The organism is bacterium (assembly GCA_016703265.1).
In the GTDB taxonomy this organism is placed as follows: domain Bacteria; phylum Krumholzibacteriota; class Krumholzibacteriia; order LZORAL124-64-63; family LZORAL124-64-63; genus CAINDZ01.
In genome coordinates, this window is the sequence record JADJCK010000003.1 from 601,241 (window position 1) to 624,206 (window position 22,966).

Annotated in this window: 17 protein-coding genes; 6 read left to right on the forward strand and 11 right to left on the reverse strand. The window is 65.6% G+C overall.

Translation table 11 applies throughout. The annotated features are described in order from the left end of the window. Window positions 1-159: 159 nt before the first annotated feature. The 4 genes from IPG61_06820 to IPG61_06835 are packed head-to-tail and all read right to left on the reverse strand — an operon-like array spanning window position 160 to window position 2,751. Window positions 160-969 carry an ABC transporter ATP-binding protein gene (locus IPG61_06820; GenBank protein MBK6733791.1) on the reverse strand — a complete coding sequence of 270 codons (810 nt, stop codon included), beginning with the start codon at window positions 967-969 and terminating at the stop codon, window positions 160-162. After that, window positions 956-1,516, reverse strand: coding sequence for a hypothetical protein (locus tag IPG61_06825; protein ID MBK6733792.1), 561 nt, complete (start codon window positions 1,514-1,516; stop codon window positions 956-958). Before IPG61_06825 ends, IPG61_06820 begins: the two co-directional genes overlap by 14 nt. Continuing rightward, window positions 1,513-2,145, reverse strand: coding sequence for an energy-coupling factor ABC transporter permease (locus IPG61_06830; GenBank protein ID MBK6733793.1), 633 nt, complete (start codon window positions 2,143-2,145; stop codon window positions 1,513-1,515). Before IPG61_06830 ends, IPG61_06825 begins: the two co-directional genes overlap by 4 nt. Window positions 2,146-2,175: 30 nt before the next feature. After that, window positions 2,176-2,751 (reverse strand): hypothetical protein, encoded by a 576-nt coding sequence (locus tag IPG61_06835; GenBank protein MBK6733794.1) that lies wholly within the window; start codon window positions 2,749-2,751, stop codon window positions 2,176-2,178. A 356-nt stretch (window positions 2,752-3,107) separates the two neighbouring features. Between IPG61_06835 and IPG61_06840 the strand changes: the two genes are divergently transcribed. Continuing rightward, a complete protein-coding gene (locus IPG61_06840) occupies window positions 3,108-4,535 on the forward strand; it encodes a hypothetical protein (GenBank protein MBK6733795.1) in 1,428 nt (475 codons plus the stop codon). A 60-nt stretch (window positions 4,536-4,595) separates the two neighbouring features. Here IPG61_06840 and IPG61_06845 read toward each other — a convergent pair whose 3' ends face one another. Continuing rightward, window positions 4,596-5,819, reverse strand: a complete 1,224-nt coding sequence (locus tag IPG61_06845; GenBank protein ID MBK6733796.1) for an MFS transporter — start codon at window positions 5,817-5,819, stop codon at window positions 4,596-4,598. 300 nt (window positions 5,820-6,119) lie between these two features. Here IPG61_06845 and IPG61_06850 point away from each other — a divergent pair, with 300 nt between their 5' ends. Then, on the forward strand, window positions 6,120-6,602 hold the full coding sequence (locus IPG61_06850) for a hypothetical protein (GenBank protein MBK6733797.1): 483 nt from the start codon (window positions 6,120-6,122) through the stop codon (window positions 6,600-6,602). A gap of 68 nt (window positions 6,603-6,670) precedes the next feature. On the opposite strand, the gene mtgA is transcribed toward IPG61_06850, so the two are convergent. Further along, window positions 6,671-7,477, reverse strand: coding sequence for a monofunctional biosynthetic peptidoglycan transglycosylase (gene mtgA / locus IPG61_06855; protein ID MBK6733798.1), 807 nt, complete (start codon window positions 7,475-7,477; stop codon window positions 6,671-6,673). A 266-nt stretch (window positions 7,478-7,743) separates the two neighbouring features. Here mtgA and IPG61_06860 point away from each other — a divergent pair, with 266 nt between their 5' ends. The 4 genes from IPG61_06860 (at window position 7,744) to IPG61_06875 (ending at window position 14,667) form a co-directional block, all read left to right on the forward strand. After that, window positions 7,744-10,710 carry a transglycosylase domain-containing protein gene (locus IPG61_06860; protein MBK6733799.1) on the forward strand — a complete coding sequence of 989 codons (2,967 nt, stop codon included), beginning with the start codon at window positions 7,744-7,746 and terminating at the stop codon, window positions 10,708-10,710. Beyond that, window positions 10,707-12,056, forward strand: coding sequence for a VCBS repeat-containing protein (locus tag IPG61_06865; protein ID MBK6733800.1), 1,350 nt, complete (start codon window positions 10,707-10,709; stop codon window positions 12,054-12,056). Before IPG61_06860 ends, IPG61_06865 begins: the two co-directional genes overlap by 4 nt. Beyond that, window positions 12,053-13,531, forward strand: a complete 1,479-nt coding sequence (locus IPG61_06870; GenBank protein MBK6733801.1) for an MFS transporter — start codon at window positions 12,053-12,055, stop codon at window positions 13,529-13,531. Before IPG61_06865 ends, IPG61_06870 begins: the two co-directional genes overlap by 4 nt. 95 nt (window positions 13,532-13,626) lie before the next feature. Next, window positions 13,627-14,667, forward strand: coding sequence for an HNH endonuclease (locus IPG61_06875; GenBank protein MBK6733802.1), 1,041 nt, complete (start codon window positions 13,627-13,629; stop codon window positions 14,665-14,667). 274 nt (window positions 14,668-14,941) lie between these two features. Here the strand turns inward: IPG61_06875 and IPG61_06880 are convergent, their stop codons facing one another. The 5 genes from IPG61_06880 to IPG61_06900 all read right to left on the reverse strand — a co-directional run bounded on the left by IPG61_06880 (window position 14,942) and on the right by IPG61_06900 (window position 22,938). Further along, window positions 14,942-16,126, reverse strand: coding sequence for a right-handed parallel beta-helix repeat-containing protein (locus IPG61_06880; protein ID MBK6733803.1), 1,185 nt, complete (start codon window positions 16,124-16,126; stop codon window positions 14,942-14,944). Window positions 16,127-16,144: 18 nt separating this feature from the next. Then, complete coding sequence (locus tag IPG61_06885; GenBank protein MBK6733804.1) at window positions 16,145-17,044, reverse strand: T9SS type A sorting domain-containing protein; 900 nt, start codon at window positions 17,042-17,044, stop codon at window positions 16,145-16,147. Between the two features lie 16 nt (window positions 17,045-17,060). Next, window positions 17,061-19,727 carry a CRTAC1 family protein gene (locus tag IPG61_06890; protein MBK6733805.1) on the reverse strand — a complete coding sequence of 889 codons (2,667 nt, stop codon included), beginning with the start codon at window positions 19,725-19,727 and terminating at the stop codon, window positions 17,061-17,063. Between the two features lie 317 nt (window positions 19,728-20,044). Beyond that, on the reverse strand, window positions 20,045-20,992 hold the full coding sequence (locus IPG61_06895; protein MBK6733806.1) for a hypothetical protein: 948 nt from the start codon (window positions 20,990-20,992) through the stop codon (window positions 20,045-20,047). 761 nt (window positions 20,993-21,753) lie between these two features. Then, a complete protein-coding gene (locus tag IPG61_06900) occupies window positions 21,754-22,938 on the reverse strand; it encodes a hypothetical protein (protein ID MBK6733807.1) in 1,185 nt (394 codons plus the stop codon). Window positions 22,939-22,966 lie beyond the last annotated feature (28 nt).

A 22,966-nucleotide genomic window follows, 5' to 3' on the forward strand; every position in this document is an offset into this window, starting at 1 on the left:
CGCGGACCCGGGCGCGGCCGCGGGTCCGCCGGCCACCCATGCGAGAGGCGCCGGCTGCGTTTTGAAAATGTTATTTGATAAACAACCATTGGCAAGGAGAATCTTAAGCGGATGAAATCAAACGTGTTACATATACGGAAATCCTCAATTTGACCGTTATTAGTCCCAGTCGTGCGCGTGGTAATGGCTGTGCTCGAACGGACCCTCACCGTCCCCGCCGGGCCCGGCCGGACCGTCCGGACCATGCCGATGCCGATGGCGATGCAGCAGGTTGGCGCGCAGCAGGATGTCGCGGTCGCGCCCGACGGCCAGGGCGTCACCGTCGTGGATCAGCGTGTGGTCTTCGCCCAGCACCAGGCAGCGCCGCCCCAGCTCGGCGGCCAGCGACAGGTTGTGCGTGGCCACGACCAGCGTCTGCGGCAGGTCCTGCAGGAAGTCGACGAGCCAGCCGCTGCTGCGCGGGTCCAGGGCCGCGGTCGGTTCGTCGAGCAGCAGCAGCCGCGGATCCAGCACCAGCAGCGAGGCCAGCCCCACCAGCTGCTTCTGCCCCGCGCTGAGCGTCCACGGCGCGCGGTCGAGCACCGGTTCCAGCCCCACGCGCGCAGCCCACTGCCGGGCGCGGTCCTCGGCGTCGGGCAGGCCATGCTGCCGGGGGCCGAAGGCGATCTCCTCGAGCACGGTCGCATTGAAGAGCATGGCGTCGGCCTGCTGGAACAGCAGCCCCACTTCGCGCCGGAAGCGGCGACGGAAGGCGCGGTCGCGCAGCCCCTCGTGCACGGAGCGGCCCTCGTACGTCACGCGCCCGCTCGTCGGCGTCAGCACGCCGGCCAGCAGCTTCAGCAGCGTCGACTTGCCGCAGCCGTTGCTGCCCAGCAGCACCACCTTCTGCCCCGCTTCCACGCGCAGGTCGACCCCGCACAGGCTGGGCTGCCCGTCGAAATCGTGCGACAGCTGTTCAGTCGCGATCAAGGAAGAACCCCCGCGCGTCCAGGGCCTGGGTCATGGTGGTGGCGTCGTGCTCGGCCCGGCGCAGGAACCAGGCCGCGGTGGCCGCCCCGTGGCGCAGCGCCACCCGCGGGCCGACCCGCCGCGGCGAACGCGCTTCGAGCGCCAGGCGGAAGTCGCCGAACAAGCGGCGGAACGCCAGCACCTGGCTCGTGGCCAGCACCAGCACGAACCGCAGCGTGGCGCTGAAGGCCAGCGCGCGCGGCAGCGAGACCAGGGGCAATACACGGAACGCCAGCGCCGTCAGCAGCGCCACGCGCAGGGCCATGCGCGTGAAGGCCGGCCGTGCCGACGCCCAACCGTCACCGGCGGCGACCACCGCCCAACCGGCGGCAACCGCCAGCAGGAACGGCGCCGTGGCCAGCAGCGTGCGTCGCGCCAGCTTCCCGGCACGCAGGCCCGCGGAAGCCAGCACCAGCACCAGCGCCACTCCCAGTACCCTCCCGTCGTGCACCAGCGAACCGGCCGCGACCGCGCCCAGGTACAGCAGCAGCAGCGCGCGGTCCCTCATCGCCGCTCCTTCCGGCCCAGCACGCGCCAGACCATCACCGCCAGCATGCCGTCGGCCACGCCGACCAGAAGGTGCGGCAGCACGATGGCCGGCACCGTCATCGCCCAGCCGAAGGGGAAGTAGAGCGGCTGACCATCTGCGGTGTGGGCCAGGCGCGGCTGCCAGCCCAGCACCAGCGCCACGAGCACGGCCGGCACCACGGCCCCGATCCAGCCGGCCAGGAACACGGCCGGCACGCGCCACGGCACCAGCGCCAGCACGCCGCGCGCAGCCAGGCCACCGCCCAGCCCCACGCACAGCGCATTGACCGGCAGCGCGGTGATGCCGCCGTCGCCGAGCATCAGCGCCTGGATCAGGAAGACCAGCGACAACGAGAGGAACGTCTGCCAGGCGCCGAACAGCGCCGCCATCATGCCCACGCCGGTGATGTGCGCCGTGGTGCCGCCCGGCAGCGGGATGGCCACGAGCATCAGCGCATAGGCCACTGCGGTGGCCACCGCCAGCCGCGGCACCGCTTCCGGTTCCAGCGTGCGGCGCAACCGGCCGATCCCCGTTGCCCACAGCACGCCGGCCACGCCGTAGGCCGGCACGGTCACCTGCGGGGCGATGAAGCCGTCGGGGATGTGCACGGACGCCTCCGCTCTGGCGTGCGGCGCCGGTCAGCTGGCGCGACGACGCAGCAGGATGAAGACGAGACCGAAGACGATGACCAGCACGCCGGCGCCGGCGGCGACGCCGCCCATCCGCTTGCCGGCGGCGGCCTTCACGGGCGCGGGCGCATCGGCAGCAGGCTCGTGGTCGTGCTCGTGCTCACCGGCAGCCGCGTGGTCGTGGTCGTGCGCGGCCGTCGGCTCGTCGACCTGCGAGTGTTCGTGCTCATAGACGGTCGCGGACTGCGACGACATGCTGATCGCGGTACTGTCGACGTCGATGGTGACCACCGCGCCGTGGCCGTCGGCGCCGGCCACGCGCACCTTCCAGGCGCCGGCCCGGTCAGGCAGGAAGACCACGCGGCCGTGCACATCGGTATTGCCCGAGAGGAAGGCCCCGTCGCCGGCGGGCGCGGTCACGGTGAACGGGACGCCGGCCATGGGTGCGCCGTCCTCGTGCGTGAACGTGGCGACGGTCATGGCGCCGACGGCGACTTCGGTGCGGACGCCGTGGGCAAGGGCGGTCGTCGCCAGAACCAGGGCGAGCATTGCGGCGATCATCAGGGCAGTGGTGGCCGAGCGCATGGATTCCCCCCAACCGAAGGTTGTTAACGGGTTGACATGCGATGGACGATAGCATCTGCGAAAGGGCTGGTCAAACCGGCGTATCTGGCTTTCCGACAACAGAATACGAAATTGAATATTGAATCCCGGCCAACGTCCCGACAAACGTGCTACTCTGGCCGGGCCGCACCGGAAGGTCGCGGCGACCTCCGGCACCCTCGCCCGCCTGCCCAACCCAGGTCGATGCCGACCGAGGCCCCCGTTCACGCCTGAGCCATCGAGGAGGATGCGTTATCCGACGGCGCGCACCGGATGCACGCCACCCACTCGCCCCGCGGAATCTGTGAGTCACCGGATTCGAATCGAGAGGGGTGACCATGAAAAAGCTGCTCACCTTCGGAATCCTGCTGCTGCTGATGATGCCCGGCGCGGGCTGCAATGTCGATCGCGCCGCGGCGCCCGAGTCCACTGTCATGACCGACGCACAGTCGGCCGATCCCGCACTCCTGGCCGCCGACATCCTGCACCAGGCCGGCTGGGAACCGGCCGAGGACCAGGTCCTGCCTGAACCCTCAGGCGGGAAATGTATCGGGCTCGTCACGTTCGTCGATCGCACCGAAGTCGCGCCGGGCATCGCCCACTACTTCTGGACCGTGCGGGTGGGCCCGGCTCCCGAGGATCGCATCGGGCTGCACCGTGTCGTGCGCGAGACGCGGCCGCGGGTGCCGGCCCGCACGCAGATGTCGGTCTTCCTCCAGCACGGCGACGCCAAGAATTTCGTCGGCATGTTCCTGCCGGGCACGCTTTCGGCCAGCACGCCCGACGACTTCGGCGCTGCCGTCTACTGGGCGCGGGCGGGCGTCGACGTCTGGGGCATCGACCAGGCCTGGAACCTGGTTCCGGCCGCGACGTCCGACTTCGCCTTCATGGCCGACTGGGGCCTCGACAAGCAGTACAAGGACCTGGGGCTGGCCGTAACGCTGGCCCGCACCGTCCGGCTGCTGACCGGCAACGGCTTCGACAAGATGAACCTGCTGGGTTACAGCAGCGGCTCGGCCACGGGCTACGCGCTGATCAACGCGGAAACCCAGTTGCCGCCCGGCCGGCGCCAGGTGGGCGGCTGGATTCCCGTGGACTACAGCCCCATCACCGACGACGACGAATGGAACACCATCCAGAACTGCGACTACATCCCGTTCTACCAGGGCCTGGTCGACTCCGGCGACTACGGCTACTTCGTCGGCTTCGACTACCTGGGCAACCTGGCGCGTGATGATCCCGACGGCGAATCGCCTGTTCTTGCGGGCCTCACCAACCTGCAGGCGGCGATCTACTTCGGCGCCGGGCCCATCTTCAACGTGGGCGGCATCCACTACCTGGCCGGCACCTGGGAGAACGAGCTGCCGGTCGACCTCGTGCACGTGACGGTCGGGCAGTGGCTGGACTTCATGGTCGCCGGCGCGCCCTGGGAACCGGCCCGCTTCATCCTCGACTATGCCATCTGGGGGTGCCGCGAGCAGGACATGCCGTGGGACGACCACTTCGGCGAGATCACGTTGCCGGTGCTGAACGTCGCCGCCGCCGGCGGCATCGGGCCGACGACCTACGATTGCCTCGCGTTGCTCGGCAGCAGCGACATCACCAATCTGACGGTCCAGCTGCTGCCGGACGACCAGGCGCTGTACGATTTCGGCCACATCGACCTGTGGATTGCCCGAGAGTCGCCGGAGCTTGTCTGGCAGCCGATCCTGGACTGGCTGGTGGACCATCGGGTGCGCGGCCACGGCAACCCGCACATGCAATAGCCGGAGGTAAACCCCGTCGCGCCCCGGGTCGCGCATCGCCGCTGCCCGGGGCGCACACCTTCAATGTGCGGCAAGCGCGCGCGCGCCCGCTCCCGTCCGCCGCCTGATCCCCGGCCCCGCCACCGCCGAGAACACCGCGGCGCCGAGGCCCATCAGCAGGACCGCCGTCCACAGCGCCCGCCCGCCCCCGCGCGCCAGCACCATGCCGCCCAGCGGCGCGCCGAACATGGCCGCGCTCGAGAAGCACATCGTGAACATGCCCATGTAGCGGCCGCGCAGGGCGGTCGGCGCCAGCTCGGAGACGATGGTCGGGGCGAAGACGGCGTTCATCATCTCGCCCACGGTCCACACCACGACCACCGCGGCGAACTGCCACGGCGTGCGCGCGAAGGCGTTGAGGAAGAAGCCCACGCCCAGCACGATGCCGCTGGCGATCATCACCCGGTCGCGCCGCCAGTGCGCCACCAGCGAGGAGAACGGCAGCTGCAGCACCGTGATCATCAGCCCGTTGACGGCGATGATGCGCCCGTACTGCTTCGCGTCGATGCCCAGCTGGCCCAGGTACAGCGGGAAGGTGGAGGCCACCTGCATGAACGACAGCCCCACCAGCACGATGCCGGCGCAGAACGCGAGCATGGTGCCGTCGCGCGAGATGACGCCGAGCGCAGCGCGCCAGCCGACGCGGTCGACGACGGCGCCGGCCTCGCCCGCGGCGGTAGCGGGATGCGTCTCGCGCACCATCACCAGCAGGATCACGGCGTAGGCGGCGTTCGTCAGCGCGTCGACCCAGCACAGCCAGCGGAAGTTCGTGGCGGCGAGCAGGCCGCCGATCACCGGGGCGATCGCGAAGCCGACGTTCACCGCCACGTACATCAACGCGTAGGCCTGCGGCCGGCGCTCGGGCTCGACCAGGTCGGCGATCATCGCCTGCGTGGCCGGGCGGTACATCTCGCCGATCATCGCGAAGACGAACAGGCCCCCGGCGATCTGCCACGACGAATGCAGCAACGGGAACAGCGCGAGCACCGCGGCGCCGCCGGCCAGGCTGCCGACCATCACGCGCTTGCGCCCGAAGTGGTCGGCCAGTTGCCCGCCGACCAGGGCCGCCACCAGCGCGCCGGCCCCGTAGGCGCCCAGGATGCGCGTCGCCGTCTCGATGCCCAGCCCCATGCGGCTCTGCAGGTACAGCGTGAGGAACGGCACCAGCAGCGTGCCGGCCCGGTTGATGAGGATGCCCACGCACAGGACGTGGACGGTCCTCGGCAATGTCAGGTACTTGTTCACGGGAGGTCCTTGCCGGCTGCGCGACGGTGTCGCGTAAGCGCGCCATGATAAGGGCGACAGGGCCGGGTGTCAGCCGGTCCGGGCGTTTCCGGTCGGGAACAGGTGATGTTCCCCGGGGTACCGGGGCGCGCGGGCGTTCCCGGCGGGCACCTGCGCACGAACGCGCAACTTGTTTCATGATTACATCTTGCATCGACGATCGATTCTACCCCGGAATGGCCTGCCGCTTGCTTTCCCGAACGGTCTTTCAGATCCGCCCGCGCCCCTGCGGCCCGGGCCCCGACAGCCGAGGAGGAGACCATGGATCGCAGGCAGTTCCTGACCGGCCTGGTGGCCGGCGCCGTGTCGCTGACCCTGCTGCCGCACCTGGCCGATGCCGCCACGCCCGCGCGCCGTCGCCGTCGCCGTCGCCGCGTGCGCCGCCGCATCCGCCGCCGTGTGCGCCGTCGCGTGGCCCTGCGCATGGTGCGCGGTCGCCGGTTCTGGGTGGTGCCCGTGGGCCTGGTCGTGGGCTGGGAGCTCATGCACGAGGACCGTGTGGTGGTCGTGCGCGAGATCAAAATGATCGAGGTCGAGGGCGTGAAGACCGAGGTCGCGGTGGTTGTCGACCCGAACGCCAAGGTCGCGGCCGGCAAGACGGAGGCCTTCGAGGAGATCCCCATCCTGCGCGAGGACAACCAGGACAACGCCGTCGAACTGGAAGGCACCCGCCTGGCCGACGACGACAAGTCGACGCCGGGCATCGAGGCCGAGATCGAGGAAGAGGTCGAGGTCGACGAGTAGCACCGGCGACAAGGATCCGCGCGGCCGGTGGAGGCTTCCGCCGGCCGCGCGATCTTTGGCGGCAGGCCTTACCAGCCGCGCAGCGGGGCCGTGAATTCCGAGCCGTCCAGGTGCCCCATCTGGGCCTGGATCTGCCCCTGCCGACGCAGCACGTAGGCTGAGGGATGCCCGGCGTCCATGCGGCGCGGGTTGGGCAGCACGGCGGCCAGGCGTGCGGCGCGGGCGCGATCGAGGCGCGCCGGCGTGGTGTCGAAGTGGCGGCGGCAGGCGGCGCCGACGCCAAACACGCCCTCGTCCCACTCGGCCAGGTTCAGGTACACCTCGAGGATGCGCTCCTTGGGCCAGAGCAACTCGATCCAGAACGTGTACCAGGTCTCGAGGCCCTTGCGCAGCCAGCTGCGGCCCGTCCAGAGGAAGAGGTTCTTGGCCGTCTGCTGGCTGATGGTCGAGGCGCCGCGGCGGCGGCCGCCCTCCTTCGCCTCCTCCAGGGCCTGGCGGATGGCCTCGCCGTCCCAGCCATCGTGCCGGAAGAAGCGCTGGTCCTCGGCGGCGATGACCGCCAGTGGCAGGGTGGCGGCGATATCGCGCCGCGGCGTCCACTGGTAGTCCAGCCGGAAGGGCTGGCCGTGCAGGCGGGCTTCGAGCCAGCGCTGGGCCATCACCCCGGACAGGGGCGGCGGCGCGAACCGCCACAGGGCCACCGCCGCCACCGAGCCCACGATGGCGAGCAGGGCCAGGCGCACGAGCAGCCGGGCCAGACGCCGCACGCGGCGGCGTGGCTGGGCCGGGCGAACCGGCCGGATCGGGGGTACCGGACCCTCCGGGATCCCGGCCGGGTACGGGCTGCCTTCAGGGTGGGTCGGGCCGGAATCCATGGGTTCCTTCCGGATCGTGACTGAAGCCGGGGCGCCGGTCGCCGATAGTGCGTCGCAATGCCCGTTCACAGGCTTGACTCCGGCGCAGTATACTAGGTTGTTGGAGCCGGACAGGAATCGGTTTGAACCGGCATGCCTTGGAGAGGAGCTCCGTGGTCACGCTTCCCCGCGCCCGCCTCGACTGGAGGCCGGGACTGATCGGACGCCTGGTGATAGGCGTCTCCTTTCTATTGATCATCGCCGCGGTGGTGTTCGTCGCCCGCGAGATGAAGTCATCGCGCGAACAGGCGCGGCACATCAGCCGGCTGGCCAGCGACCTGACCTGGGATGTGGAGCCGGGCGCCAGCCAGGACATCCGCTTTCCCGAAGACGGTCCCTACGACGTGCGCCACGGCTACGTGGGCATCCCCACGTTCGTCGAACTGGCGACCGCGCGCGGATTCACCGTCGAGGCGCAGGCCCGCTGGTCCGAACGCATGCGCGAGCTGACCGACAAGGGCCTGTTCACGACCTACTGGGAGAAGACGCGCGCCGGCCTGGTGTTGATGGCCGACGACGACGAGCCCATGTACGACGCGCGCCGCCCCACGCGCACCTATGCCAACTTCGCCGCGGTGCCCGACCTGACCGTGCAGTCGCTGCTGTTCATCGAGAACCGCGAGCTGCTCGACCCGAAGTACCCGTACCGCAACCCGGCGCTGGAGTGGGATCGCCTCGCGCGCTCCATCCTGCAGCTGGGCATCCACCAGCTCGATCCCGAGCAGCGCGTGACCGGCGGCAGCACGCTGGCCACGCAGATGGAGAAGTTCCGCCATTCGCCGGAGGGGCGCACCTCCAACGTCAGCGAGAAGTTCCGCCAGGTCGCCTCGGCCTCGCTGCGCGCCTACCTGCACGGCGAGGAGACGATGGAAGCGCGCCAGCGCATCGTCACCGAGTACATCAACGCGTTGCCGCTGGGTGCGGTGCCGGGGCACGGCGAGGTGATCGGCGTCGGCGACGGCGTCGAGGCCTGGTACGGCGCCGACTTCGACCAGGTCAACAAGCTGCTGGCCCCGGCCGCCGACGGCCAGCCCGACCTGCAGAAGCGCGCCATGGCCTACAAGCAGGTGCTGAGCCTGCTGCTCGCACAGCGGCGACCGGCCTACTACCTGGATCCCAAGCGCGACGCGCTCGAGGAGCGCACGAACGAGTACCTGAACGTGCTCGGGCGCGAGGGCGTCATTCCCGCCGACCTCCTGGAGGCCGCGCTCGCGCAGAAGCTCGTGCTGAAGCCGACCGATCCCGGCAAGCGGCGCACCGACTACATCGAGCGCAAGGCCGCCAACGCCGTGCGCCCGCGCCTGCTGACGATGCTCGACGTGCCGCAGCTCTACGACCTGGACCGCCTCGACCTGATCGTGCACACGACGCTGGACCGCAATGCCCAGGAGGGCGTCACGCGCGTGTTGTCGAAGATGGGCGACCCGGCGTTCCTCGACTCGCACGGCCTGCGCGGCTTCCGCCTCCTGGAACGCGGCGACCCGCGCCAGGTCATCTACAGCTTCACGCTGTACGAACACGTGGAGGGCGCCGACGTCCTGCGCGTGCAGGTGGACAACTACAACCAGCCGCTGAACATCAACGAGGGCGTGAAGCTGGAGCTGGGCTCGACGGCCAAGCTGCGCACGCTGGTCACCTACCTGGAGTGCATCGGCGAGCTGCAGGCGAAGCTGAGCGTGATGGGGCCCGACTCGTTGCGCGCTGTCAACGTGGCGCCCTCGGACCGCCTCGGCCGCTGGGCCGTCGACTACTTCTCGGCCGGCGGCGACACCTCGCTGGCGGCGGTACTGGATGCGGCGCTCAACCGCAGCTATTCGGCCAATACGAGCGAGTCGTTCTTCACCGGCGGCGGCGTGCACCGCTTCTCCAATTTCGAGCCCGACGACGACCATCGCACCGTCACGGTGCGCGAGGGCCTGCGGCGCTCCATCAACCTGGTGTTCATCCGCATGATGCGCGACATCGTGCGCTATGAACTGTCGCGGCACGAGTCGCTGCCCGAGCTGCTCGAGGACAAGGACGACCCCCGGCGCCTGGAATACCTGCAGCGCTTCGCCGACCGCGAAGGCCAGGTGTTCATGAACAAGTTCTACAAGAAGTACAAGGAACTGCCCTCCGACGAGCAGATCGAGGTGCTGCTCGACAACATGTCGCGCGCGCCGACGAAGCTGGCGGTGGTCCACCGCTCGGTGGTGCCGGGGGCCGACCTCGACGAGTTCAAGGTCTGGATGCGCTCGCACATGCCCGGCTCGAAGATCTCGGACAGTGCGCTGAGCGACCTCTACGACCGCTACTCGGTGGACGACTTCTCGCTGCAGGATCGCGCCTATATCTGCCGCGTGCACCCGCTGGAACTGTGGCTGCTCAGCTACATGCGCGAGCACCCCGGCGCCCCGTACTCGGAGATCACCAAGGCCGGCGCTGCCGCCCGGCAGGACGCCTATTCCTGGCTGTTCAAGGTGCGCCACAAGCAGCGCCAGGACTGGCGCATCCAGACGCTGATGGAAGTGGACGCCTTCAACTCGGTGCACGCGCGCTGGAAGCGCCTCGGCTATCCGTTCGAGTCGCTGGTGCCTTCCTACGCTACCGCGATCGGCAGCTCGGCCGACCGGCCCGCGGCGCTGGCCGAGCTGGTCGGCATCATCGTCAACGGCGGCGTGCGCTTCAATTCGGCGCGCATCACGAGCATGACCTTCGGCGCCGGCACGCCCTTCGAGACGCGCCTGCGCCGCACGCCCACCCAGGGTGAGCGCGTGCTCCGCCGCGAGATCGCCGAGGCGGTGCGCCCGGAACTGATCGGCATCGTCGAGGGCGGCACCGCAGTGCGGCTGAAGGGCGCCTACCGCATGCCCGACGGCACGCCCATCCCCGTGGGCGGCAAGACGGGCACCGGCGACAACCGCTCGACCACGTACGATTCGCGCGGCAACGAGATCAGCTCGACGGCCATCAACCGCACGTCGACGTTCGCCTTCCTGATCGGCGACCGTTTCTACGGCGTGCTGACGGCCTACGTGCCGGGCGAACAGGCCGACCGCTACGGCTTCACCAGTTCGCTGCCCGTGGCGATCCTCGGTGTCCTGGCGCCCGAGCTCCAGGAACTGATCCTCTCGCCGCCGCTCACGGAGGCGGCGCCGCCACCGACCACAGCGCCGGCGCCCTCGCCCGCGCCGGTCGCGACGACCACGCCGTGAACGCACCCGCCCGCGCCATCGCCGCTCGAAGGCCGGCTGGCGCAGGCGGGAAGCGGCGATCGTTCGTGGCGGCGGCGACGTGCCTGGGTCTGGCCGCCATCAGCTACGACCCCGCCCTCGGCCAAGCGCCTGCCGCACCTCGTACCGCGTCCGAACTGGCCTGGTACGCCGACGGCTGGACGGCCGAGGTCATCGCCGAGATCGACCAGTCGTACGCCGGCTGGGACGTGGAGATCGGTGACGGCGACAACGACGGCCGCACCGACATCCTCACCTCGACCACCCCCGACAGCCGCCTCTACCTCTTCACGCTGGATGGTGAGGACCGCAGCGTGCGCCTGCTGGCCGACCAGCTGGCCGGCCCGCCGCCGGGAATGGCCCTGGGCGTCCGCGTGGTCGACCTGGACGGCGACGGCCGGCGCGAGATCATCGCCGGCACCGGCCAGGAAGACGGCACCCCCGCGATGCTGCACCTGTTGCGCGCCGACGGCAGCCGTCTCGTCTCGCGCCCGCTCTGCAACCTGAGCGCCTACACGCACGGCCTGGCGACAGCCGACCTTGACGGCGACGGCGTGCAGGAGATCATCTCCGCGTTCTGCGGCGGCGGCGAGGTCGTGCGCTACGACGCGGACCCGGAACTGCGCGATGTCGCCGCGCGCAAGGTGCTCCACCTGTCGGGATCGGGCGAGGACGCGCAGCTGGCCGATGTGGACAACGACGGCCGGCTCGAACTTCTCGTCGTGAGTGCTTTTCGCGAGGGCCAGGCCCGCGTGCAGATCCACGAACTGGACGCGGGCGGCGACCCGGAACCCGAGCCGCGCCTGGTGCTCGACGGCTTCGACGGCCGGCCCTGCTTCTACGCCTCGCTCACCGTCGGCGACATCGACAATGACGGCCGCAACGACCTGATCGTGGGCTGGAAGCGCGAGCAGGCCGTCAACCGGGCCACGCTGCTCGGCTACCGCATCGCTCACGAGGCAGTGCCCGTGTACGATTTCGACCGCGAAACCGCCGACCTCGACCTGGCGTACTTCGAGAAGATGATGATCATTGCCGACGCCGACAACGACGGCCGCAACGAGCTGATCGTCACCACGCGCGGCGACGGCGGCTCCGAAGGCATCACCAGCGAACGCCTCGGCCACGTCTACCGCTACGACGTCTATCCCGAGGGCGGCACACGCAAGGAACTGCTGGTGGACTTCAGCGAGGAACACGTCGAATCGTCCTGGCCCGCCGTCGGCGACGTCGACGGCGACGGCCTCAACGAAATCATCCTGGCCACCGGCAGCGGCGACCGCCGCCTGCCCGGCCGCTCCTGGCTGCTGCTGTTGAGGCGCCCATGAGCCGCAATCGCACAGCCCCCGCGGCCCGCGTCAAGGTGGTGCCGACGCCGCTCGAGCGCGCCACCCTGCGCCTGTTCCTGCCGGGCGCCGTGCTGCAGGGCCTGTGGTGGTCGGGCTACCTGCTCATCCCCTATGTGCTGGCCAAGAGCCTGCACGCCTCGACCGGTCTCATCACCCTGTCGGCCGTGCTCGACAACCTGGGCATGTTCCTGGCCCTCTACTGGGGCCACCTGCTGGCCACGCGGGGCGGCCGCCGCGCCTACCTGGTCTGGGCGGGCGTGCTCGGACGGCTGGTGATGCTGCTCACCCTGTTCGTGCACTCGGCCGTGCAGATGTCGCTGCTGCTGGCCGTGGTCTACTTCTTCGCCGCCATGGTCTACCCGGCGCAGAACAACATCTTCGAACAGAACTTCCGCCCCACGATGCGCGGCCGCTGGTTCGGCTGGGCCACCGGCATCCAGAACGGCGTCGCCGTGGTGGCCAGCCTCGGCCTCGGTCGCATCCTCGACCGCGACCCAGATCTCTTCCGCTGGGTCTACGCCTTCCTCGGCGTCTGCGGCTTCCTCTACCTGTTCCTGCTCTCGCGCGCGCCCGTTCCCGAAGGCACGCCGCCCGACGCCACACCCTTCCGCCTGCGCAGCCCGTTCCCGCTCCCCGCGCGCGCCGTCGGCCCCTTCCAGCCCGGCCGCATCTGGCGCGGCATCGCGCGCCCGTTCGCCGACGCCATGCGCATCTACCGCGAGGACCGCGCCTTCAACTGGTTCGAGATCAACTTCATGACCTACGGCGCGGCGTTCATGTGCCTGAGCCCGGTCGTCCCGGTCTTCCTCACCGAACAACTGAAGCTGAGCTACCACGAGATCTCGACCGCGCGCGTGCTCGTCGGCCAGGTCGGCGTCGCCATGCTCGGCCCGCTGATGGGCCGCGTCATGGACCGCTACCACCCCGTGCGCCTGTGCGCCGTCGCCTTCTTCGCGCTCGCCTTCTACCCCGTGGCCCTCGACGCCGCCGGCATCGCCGACGCCGGCGCGGCCCTGCCCCTCGTCTATCTCGCGTTCGCCATCTACACCGTCGGCATGGCCGGCGTGAACATCACCTGGAACGTGGGCAGCATGGCCTTCGCCCCCAAGGGCCAGGGCGGCTACTACCAGGGCATCCACGTGGCGATGGTCGGCATCCGCGGCACCATCGGCCCACTGGTCGGCTACGCGGTCTACGAACTGTGGGGCCTGCGCGCGGTGTTCTGGCTGGCGTTCGGGTTGTTCGTGGCGTCGGCGGTTTCTTCGGTGGCGTTGTGGCGGAGGTTGAGGAGGACTGGGGGGCGGGGGTGGCGGTGGCGGGGCGGTGAGGGCGGGCGATCCTGCTTGTGCCGGCGCAAGTCGCGGGGTTCTCGGTTCCTGTCGAGCGCCATCGCGCCGCATGTTTGCCACTTAAGGCCAGGCACAATCGCAATACTGTATACAGTATGTTTGTAAATTTATTGCCATATTTCAGTTGTCGTTAATTTTAATTTTGCTATATTTACGCCATCGACAATTTCGGTCACCCTCCCGGGAAAGCCGAGCCCATCATGACCACCATCGCACTGCCCGATTTCGCCGAAAACCAGCCCGCCCCTGAGGTCGACGCCGCGCTCCGCCAGGCCCTGACCGCCTGCGACCGCGCGCGCGAATGCGCCGTCCTCTGGTTCGCCGAAGTGCAGAAGCGCGAGCTGTACCGCGAACTCGGCCACGCCTCGCTGCAGATCTACGCGCGGGTGGCCCTCGGCTTCAGCGACAACCGTTACTGGCAGTTCAAGAGGCTGGCCGATGACCTCGAGCGCCTGCCGGTGCTGCGCGCCGCGGTGGCCTCCGGCGAGGTGGGCTGGACCAAGGCCCAGCAGGTGGCGCGTGTCGCGACCGCGGAAACGCAATCCGCGTGGGTGGCGCAGGCGGCTACGAGCGGGCGGCGGTCGTTGGCTGTCGCGATCAAGTCGGCCCGTCGTCAAGATGCGCCGGCCCAGCTGAGTCTTGCACCGGTGCCGGCGGTGCCGGCGGCGACCGCCGTGTCGACCACCATCAGCCTGCGCGCCGACGGCCTCCAACGCGCCCGCTTCGAGGCACTGATCGAGAAGGCCTACAAGCTGGGGCTCGTGGCGGCGGGCGCCGAGCGGCTGGATGTCATCCTGGACGGACTGGAAGCACTGGTGGCCGCGGCGGCCGCACCGTCGCAGGGGCCGGCAGTCCAGGTCATCGTTCATAAGTGCCCCGACTGCGAGGCCGCTGCGGTAGTCACCTCGCTCGGCGAACAGGCACTTGCGCCGGCGCAAGTCGCGGCGCTCGCCTGCGACGCGCGGGTGCGCGAGCCCGGCGGGGCGAACAAGGCGATCATCCCGCCGAAGGTGCGGGCTTCGGTGCTGGCGCGCGATCGGCATCGCTGCGCGACGCCCGGTTGCGGGGCTACGCGATTCCTCGAAGTGCATCACGTGGTGCCGCGAAGCCTGGGCGGTTCGAATCGGGAAGAGAACCTGGTCACGATGTGCAGCCGGTGCCATGCGTTTGCGCATGAGAAGAACACGCAGGTTGCAGTGCGGGAGCTGGTGCCGGGAGTTGGCGCGTCAGCGAACCGATGAGGTACGACTCCGTGGCGGCGACGACGCGAATATAGCATCATCGGCGGCACCGGATACGCAGGATTGCACCACCGTTCAGGTCGATACCCATCGTCCAAGTGGTGCCGTCATCGGTGACCGCGATCGACGTCCGGGTGCGGACAAACGAAAACTCCGATCCGCGCCGGGATCGGAGTTAACTCGTGGGGGTGGGATTCACGTTCCGAGCCCCATTTGAATTGGCTCCCCGGTCGGGGCGCGCAGCGTGAACGGGAGAGAGAGAAACTGGATGCCGCTATCTGAACAGCGCCTTCACGCCCCCAAGGCTCGTCCTCTCTGTCGGTACCGGCGCGGATGAAAACGGCTGGAAATTCACAAAACCGTGAATCTGGGGACTTACAATGTCGTGACCATCCACTATCCACGCGGAGATGGAATCGGGATTCGCCGTGCCCCAGTAATTGCCCGTCATGTCGACGAAGCGATCTGGCAATTGTGGATAGCCCCCGAGAATCACAGCGCGACCGCGGTCCTTGAAGATATCATTTCTTATGATTCGGGGAGTGCAACTAACGATATCGACTGCGGTGTCGCGTGAGCCACGAAACACGTTGCGCTCGCAGATGGCATTGCTGGCTCCGAGCCCGAAATAGATGTTAGCTGTTCCCCCGTCAAAGACGTTGTCTGCAACTGTGTAGGACCCGGGTCCATAGACAATCAGGCCATCTCCTGTGGTCACTGAAAGGGAGTTGCGAACTACCGATCCTGAGCACTGATTCAAGTAACCTACATTTTCACATTCAGCGACATTGTTGTCACGAACTGCGACATTTGCCACACCGCTAAAATAGAATGCAGTTCTCGTATTACGGAATTCGCACTGCGCGACCGTAACGTCATGTGACGGGCTTGATGCGATAACCCCGGTATCATATACGCCCTCGAACCTACACGACTGCACCGTTCCCGGTGTGTGCGTCCAGATCCCGGCCTTGGCTCGACGAAGCGCGCAATTGCTGATCGCAACCGAGCCACTCTCGGCATAAGCTCCTATCACTACATCTTCAACCATTAGATATTCGAGCACAAGTTCGCTGCTTGTTGTAGCCGGCCAGTAGAAGACACCGGTGGCATACTCCCATGACTCCCATGTCCCAGGAGATTCCGGTCCAATTACCGTGGCACCCTCACCTGCACCGATAAACGTGAGCGAACCAGACACCAAGTGCACATAAGTATGCCAGACATTGCCCGCGTATATATGGTCGGTGAATTCCGAAAATCGCCCCGGACCGATCATGATCGTATCGCCACTGGCCGAGGCGTCGACGGCGTCCTGGATCACCGCGTAGTCACCGGAGCCGTCCTTCTCGACACGCCAGACCCTAGATTCGGCAGGCGGCGCCGCAAGGATTACCACCAACAGAAGGGGCAGGCCCCACCAGGGGGCCCGCCAATCAATCCACGTCAACATATGCACCAAAGCCGCTCCTGGTCACTACTTCACCAACAGCACTCGCCGACTGAAGGCCAGCTCGCCTGCCGTCATGTGAACGAAGTATACACCGCTCGCGGCACCTCGGCCAGTACTGTCGCGCCCGTCCCATCGAACCGAATGCAGCCCCGAGTCAAGCGAATCGTCGACAAGGCTGGCCACCCGGCGGCCGCTGACATCAATCACAGAGATTGCGACCCTCGTCGCCTCGCGCAAGGTGAACTGAATCTCAGTATCTGGATTGAACGGGTTGGGAGAAACGGAACACAGACCCGTCTCGTAATGCGCCGCATCCAAGGCTAGCTGGCCGTCGCGACCAGCGTCCGTTGCCCTCTTGCCGGAGGCAGAGGAGTAGGCCACCAGTATCGGCTCGATAGCCAAGCCAAAGGACGAGTCAATCCCGACCCAGTTCTGTCCGTCCACAGTAACCCAGCCGCGGGCTCCGTCGCCGCTCGCAAAGCCAACGCCGGCCCCACCACCCGCACCATCCGCAGTCACCGCAGCGTTGGCGGGAATGCGAAATATGACGAAGGCCCCGTCGCCGCCGCAGGCAATCGGCAGACCGAAAGTCAATTCGCTCCAGCCGAGCGACACGCCGTCAACCTCATTGGCAATCATCGTGCACGCGCCAACGCTCCCCAGGCCATCCTCACTGTCGTGGAGCTCCATCACCTCGGGAAACGGCGCATACTCGTCGTTGTTGAACCACTTGATTCCCGCCAGGCTCATTCCGTCGGGAACGGGGAGCCACGCAGCGATGTAGCTGTGCTCCGTGACCGGCTCCATCTTCAGAATGCCACTGACTGCTGGCAGGTCACCCGCGGCTTGACCGCTGCCAGCAAGCGCGACCCCGGACGTCAGCAGCCCCAGCGCTAACATTGTCACTGCGTGCTTGTTGACCATTGTACCCACGCTCCTTCTACTGCTGGTTGGGGTCACAGACCGAGCAAATGGACTCTGCAAAGCTCCTAGTCTGGCTGGTAGTCTCCGTCACCGCCGCACTAGTTGCAGCGAAATAGACGACGCGATCAGCACCGCATGGCACTACGTACGATATTGAATGCACGTACGCGCCGGCAGCATTCACGGTACACAGATGGCTGACACCCGCGTCAGTCGCCAACACCATGGTGCCACCATTTTGCAGGTCCGCGTCGTCGATCTTGTATACGATACGATCAAGCGCCGGATTTGTGCCGACGCTAGTTTTCCACGTGAAATTCCACCGATTCACGCCCTCGCAGGGAATGATCTCGTAGCCTCCCGTGGCTTGCGTTACGGAGAACGCCTGCGTATCGTCCACCACATTAAAGACAGTGCCCACCGAGATTGGCCCGCTGATACTCTGGACGTATCCGTTCGGCCACGCAACGGACACAAGATCCACAGGGGCACTGCTAGGCAAGCCAAATATCAGCACACTGTCATCTTGTCCCCCGCGGCCGCTGCCGCCGTCGACAACACGGACAAACTGATTTGCGCCTTGCGTTGCGGTTACCTTGGCGCCAATCCCCTTGTAGTTGTTGGGAACTCCGAGGTTCGACGTGAGCGTCACTCGCAGCCAATTCTGCGTATATGCGTCGGTGGTCGGGTCCAGTCCGGCAGCGGTGAAGAAGTGTGCACTTTCAGCAATGGCTCGACCGAGATACAAGTCAAGGTCGCCATCGTTGTTGAAGTCAGACAGTACACTTCCGCCGATCTTACCTGGCCAGTTCAGGCCCACAGCACTCGTTACGTCCGCGAACGACAGATTGCCGCCGCTCGACGCACCCCTGAAAAGCTTCGGCGTCGATGCACTATCCGCGGACAGCAAGAGCACGTCTTGGACACCATTGTAGTCGAAGTCAAATACGTTCACGCCACTAACAGTCGTCGCGGCGCCTACTGGGACGATTGAAGTGTAGGTTCCTGCACTTGTGTTGATTCGAATCGCGGCTCCGGTACGCGTCGCCACGGTCAGATCTAGATCGCCGTCCGCATCCACGTCTCCAAAGCAAGCTCCGACCACCGAATTCAGATTCCCGCCGAAACGAGTGCTGCCTTCGTCGGCAAAGCCGCCATCCTTGCCATTCCTGAACAGCCTGCTGGCGGTACCGGACTCACTTGCATCGCCGACGAAGAGGTCTGGGAACTTGTCGCCGTTGATATCACCCCATGTGGCAGTTACGGCGTATTGGGCCAGATTACCAACCCCAGTCGAGGCGGAAACATCCACGAATCCGCCACCACTGCGGGTGTCATTGCGCAACAGGATTCCGTTTGCTGGTGTACCGGAGTCAACGCCTGGCTCCCCTGTTACAACGCCGCAGCCCACGAAAAGGTCCAGGCGACCGTCGCGGTCGTAATCACCCCAAGCTCCAGTAAGGGAGTTATCAAGTGCATCGCTGGGAATCAAAGCGCTCGTCACGTTCTGCAATACGGCATTGCCGGACGCCGCGGCCTGATATAGACGAGCCCCTCCCTGCTCCTGTGCCGCAACAAACAGATCATCGCGGCCGTCGTTGTTGAAGTCTGCTGCCGCAAGTCCCAAAATGCCGACTGGGGGCAACTCGCCACCAGTGTCGCTCGACGAGCCGGACTGGAAATGCGGGACACCCGCCGAACTAACGAAACTACACTTGTACAACGCGCCACGTTCGGCGAGCATGCTGATGAACAAGTCCTTTGCACCCGGACCCGGCGTGAAATCAACGGCAACGCTGCTGTACGGCTGGCCAGCATAGTCGAGCCCGGTCCCGCTCGACTTATTCACGTAACTGACGGCCGTCGGCTCAATGACTTGGAACTTAGCCGTTCCTGACAAGATGTCATCTGGGTAGTTCACGATGTAGATGAAGTCGTAAAACCCCGGTGGCGGCAGGATGATGTCCGTGTCGCTTCCCGAATAAGACCATATGCCGTCTCCCGCAACCAAATCGCCGGGCGGCCCTTGATCGGTCAGATTGAGTTGGCCCCAGTAGAAGCCGGATGGAGCGGTCATTCTTACTTGCGTAGGCGCGCCACCGCACGGGGAGACTCGTACGGCAAATAGTGGGAGCGCAGGACTTGACTTGGACAGCGGATACTCGGCGTACGGGGCAACCAGCGGCGAGGGGAGGATTGGTACCTGGACATTCTTGATTGCGAAGCCGCCGCTAGCTGCCTGGCCGCGTGCGAACACCTCGACTGTCTTCGTTGAGGTGTCATAGAGAGCACCAGCAACGTTTGCGGAGTAAATGAGGTCACCTGGCGTCACATCGCCATTGAGACCGTTGTCGAAGAGCTGCACCGGGTAAGCGCCGCCGCCAAGGTCAGATACGTCGGCAAAGACATCGACCGCGGCCGGCGACTCAACATGGACCGCTAATAGGTTAGAAGCGCCGCAGGTAGGCCCTGCCGTTATCGGCGCGGCCTCTGCGGCAATGTCAATTGCCGATTCCGAAAGATTGAAGCCGAATAGCTCTCCCGGTTGCCCAGTCGGAGTACCCGCTGCGGGCGCTCCCACAAAGATCTCGTCTTTTCCATCGCCGTCCTGATCGCCGAGGTACCCCACGGATGAGCCGAATTCTGCGCCGTTCTCCAGGCCCGGCGGCACCAATTGCCACACTGATCTGGTCGTTATTGCGTTCCAGGGGCAGTGAACCACTGCACCTTGCAGTAGCCGAGGGCCACCAAGTACAATGGAGACCCGGCCGGTGCTCTGTCCATAGGTCGTTACGCGCCGACCCCCTATGATTAGGTCATTGAATTCATCGCCATCCACGTCACCCCGCAAGTCGAGCTGCTCGCCAAAAGTAGCCGGTCCATCTATTGTCGCGTGAAACGAAAGCGGCCCGGAGACCGTGATCGGCCCAGGGCACACGTACACGGTGCCTGTTGACGACGTGCGGGTTGCCAATACTATATCCGCGACGGTGTCACCAGTTAGATCGCCACCCCGGCCGCTTGCACAATCCCATCGATAGGAACAGTCTTCACAAGTGCTTCCCCGCCGCTGCCAGAAATGAGGATTTCGAATGGTGGATCGTCGTGGCTCTTTTCTAAGGGCCGGCCGAAGACTATGTAGACAGAGCCGCGATCGGCGTCACCGATGATCAGATCTCCGCAGTTGTCCCCAGTGATGCTTCGAACTCCAGCGACCACCCCGCCGAACTGCGACCAGCCACCCACGCGCTGATATGTCGGCCGTATGATGACGTCGAATCGGTTGTCCTTATTGGGCCCGCCAAAGAAGACAAAGACCTTCCCCGTCAATGCATCGGAGATGTGGTGGTCTGTGCCAACAATCACATCGGCGTAGGTGTCTCCGTTGAAATCGCAGGACGATACCACGTGGCCCGCATGGTCTGCAGTATCCAGGTAATCTGTAATACCAATAGAGAACGACAGCACATCTTCTTCCAGAGATTGCGAAAGCTGCGCGTAGTCAACTACTCGGCCGCGCTGGTTGTTTGCGTAAGGGGCACCCACGACGCATGTCGGCCGAACACCCAGGACAGAATCGACTGTATATGATTCAGCGAACGAGACCGCACGCCCAAACTCCCCGTTGTCGTTGGGCAATTGCGGGAGGCTGATCGCACCTCCAGCCGGCACCCCGTCGATAAACGGGCCGCACAACACAAATACGGCGCCTCCGTGCAACATGTGATAGGGGGCGCCGACGGCCAAATCCAGTTGATCGTCGTTGTTGAAGTAGCCCGATGCTGCGGCAGCACCATAATCCTGTCCCGGCCCGCCGGCAGCATCACCAAAAACCGACAAGATCACCTCTTGCGCGTACACCGGCGGTACGGCAGCAACGCAGGTAAGCAGCAGCGCTGCCAAGAGCAGCCGTCGGCCGTCGATCTGGTCCAATCTTGCCGTAACCATGTCATCCTCCGATTCGCAAATGTCCTGCACGAGGCCAGCGAATGCTGTCGTATGCTTGGCTGGGGACTGACGGCGCAGGCATACCGCGCTAGAGCGAATAGATCCGTCCGAGTCTTGTTGAAAGCTGAATCGCCCGGCGAAACTCGTTGCCCACTTGGGGTATGGATAGTGCAGGCTTGCGCCGCGGTCCGGAACCTTAGCACAAATGGACGGGGCCGAATCATGCCGGCGAGACACCCCCCATCACGTTTCGCCCCAATCTGAGCCATGCTGAATCCAGCCTTGGGCAACTGCGCTGGATACTGCCGCAACAAGGCGGTGCGATAGAAATCGAGATGAGGCTACAGCCGCGCATTGGTATCGTCAAATGAAATTGTCTTGCTCGCAGCAATTTCACGCTCGTGGGGGCGGCAATGCAATGGTTCTCGTCGTCAATGGCGCGCGCAAGTCATCGCGATCACCGAATCAGCCAAGGGTAGCGCGCGATGTTGCGTCGTGCCTTCCTAGCTACGGAAACGGCCACTGACGACGTCGCCACTTTCCCGGGCCGCGACGGAGACATGATCACGCGCGGCGCCAGCCGCTGCTCCACTGCAAGCAAAGTCGGATTCAACATGCGCAGGGCGGCGCGGGCTTGGGCGCGGGTGAGCGCCGTTCTCAAACGTAGTCCACCAAGACCCCTGTCGATTCCCGTGCGAAAGATGATTAGCTCCTCGGTCGGGGCGCGCAGCGTGAATGCGAGAGAGAAAAATGGAAAATCTTTACCGAAAAAGCGCCTTAAGATCCCCCCACGACCTTTTCTCAACGGCCACCGGCTGCCCGATGAATGGGACGAAGTCCACAATGTAGTCGCACGTACGGATCCACGAGGCAATGCTGTCGGCGCTTGACGTTCCCCAGTCATTGTTTGTCAGGTCGAAATGGGGCAACCCTTCGCCCTGCGGACTCTCATCGCAAGGGTAGTTTTGCAGGATAGTGTACTGTGCGCCCCGAGCAAGAAGGCTCTCGTGCACCACCAATGAGTTCATCGAGTCGAAGTTCAATGAGGCCATTGCGACATCCAAGATGCTGACTCGTTCCATCCGGATATTGGGGCGCTCGCTGGCCCACACCGCATTCACCTGAGAGTCAAATGTGCAGTCTGTCAAGTTCGCCGTACTGTAGCCAATGATCATGCCATTCGACACTTCGACTCTGCCTGCCGTTTGCGTGGAAAACATACAATTCGAAACCGTGGCGGCATCTACGCCAAGAAGCGCCAAGCCAGAAGCTCCGCCAAGGAATCTGCAGTCCGTCACGACTGCGGATGGTACACCCTGTAGATGAACGCCGGTCTGACTCCAGGTGTTGACCGTTGCCAGGCTGAAGTCGCAATCACTGATCAATACGGATGACAGCCCGGATGCCACAATGTGCTGATAGTTGCGGTATACCTGGTCAAAGCTGCAATCACGAACCTCAAGGGAGCCGCCGAATGCACACAACATCGAATGGGCGTTGGCCCGAAAACGACAGTTCGTGAAGACTGCGGCATCAGGTGCTTCAGCACAAGTCACTCCGTATCCCATGTTCTCGAAGCCAATGCCCGAAACAAAGACGCGCCGATTGCCCCAATACGTGCCCGCGTCCATTCCCCGATTCCCGCCCTGGGTGAGATCCCAGGTTGTTGTGGGACCGATTATCGTCAACTCGGGGCCCGCCCCGATCAAAGTGAGTTCTGCTTGCCTCACAACAACGCGTACGAACGCGGTCCAGCCGGGCGTTGTCCAGATCGCACCCTCATTGTAGCGTCCCGGCCCTATCAGGATCGTATCGCCACTGGCCGCCGCATCTACCGCCAATTGGATCGACAAGTAGTCTCCGTGGCCGTCGCGCTCTACACGCAGTACGGCGCCAGCTGCAGGCGCAGCGCAGACCAATGCTGACAATAGAAGCAACGTTCGCATGAAACACTCCTCCAGCGCACGCCCGCCG

Coding starts and splice junctions, on each gene's coding strand:
- mtgA (MBK6733798.1), bottom strand. CDS start 7,477: ATGGATTCCGGCCCGACCCACCCTGAAGGCAGCCCGTACCCGGCCGGG.
- IPG61_06895 (MBK6733806.1), bottom strand. CDS start 20,992: ATGGTTACGGCAAGATTGGACCAGATCGACGGCCGACGGCTGCTCTTG.
- IPG61_06860 (MBK6733799.1), top strand. CDS start 7,744: ATGAAGTCATCGCGCGAACAGGCGCGGCACATCAGCCGGCTGGCCAGC.
- IPG61_06850 (MBK6733797.1), top strand. CDS start 6,120: ATGGATCGCAGGCAGTTCCTGACCGGCCTGGTGGCCGGCGCCGTGTCG.
- IPG61_06825 (MBK6733792.1), bottom strand. CDS start 1,516: ATGAGGGACCGCGCGCTGCTGCTGCTGTACCTGGGCGCGGTCGCGGCC.
- IPG61_06885 (MBK6733804.1), bottom strand. CDS start 17,044: ATGGTCAACAAGCACGCAGTGACAATGTTAGCGCTGGGGCTGCTGACG.
- IPG61_06835 (MBK6733794.1), bottom strand. CDS start 2,751: ATGCGCTCGGCCACCACTGCCCTGATGATCGCCGCAATGCTCGCCCTG.
- IPG61_06840 (MBK6733795.1), top strand. CDS start 3,108: ATGAAAAAGCTGCTCACCTTCGGAATCCTGCTGCTGCTGATGATGCCC.
- IPG61_06870 (MBK6733801.1), top strand. CDS start 12,053: ATGAGCCGCAATCGCACAGCCCCCGCGGCCCGCGTCAAGGTGGTGCCG.
- IPG61_06875 (MBK6733802.1), top strand. CDS start 13,627: ATGACCACCATCGCACTGCCCGATTTCGCCGAAAACCAGCCCGCCCCT.
- IPG61_06900 (MBK6733807.1), bottom strand. CDS start 22,938: ATGCGAACGTTGCTTCTATTGTCAGCATTGGTCTGCGCTGCGCCTGCA.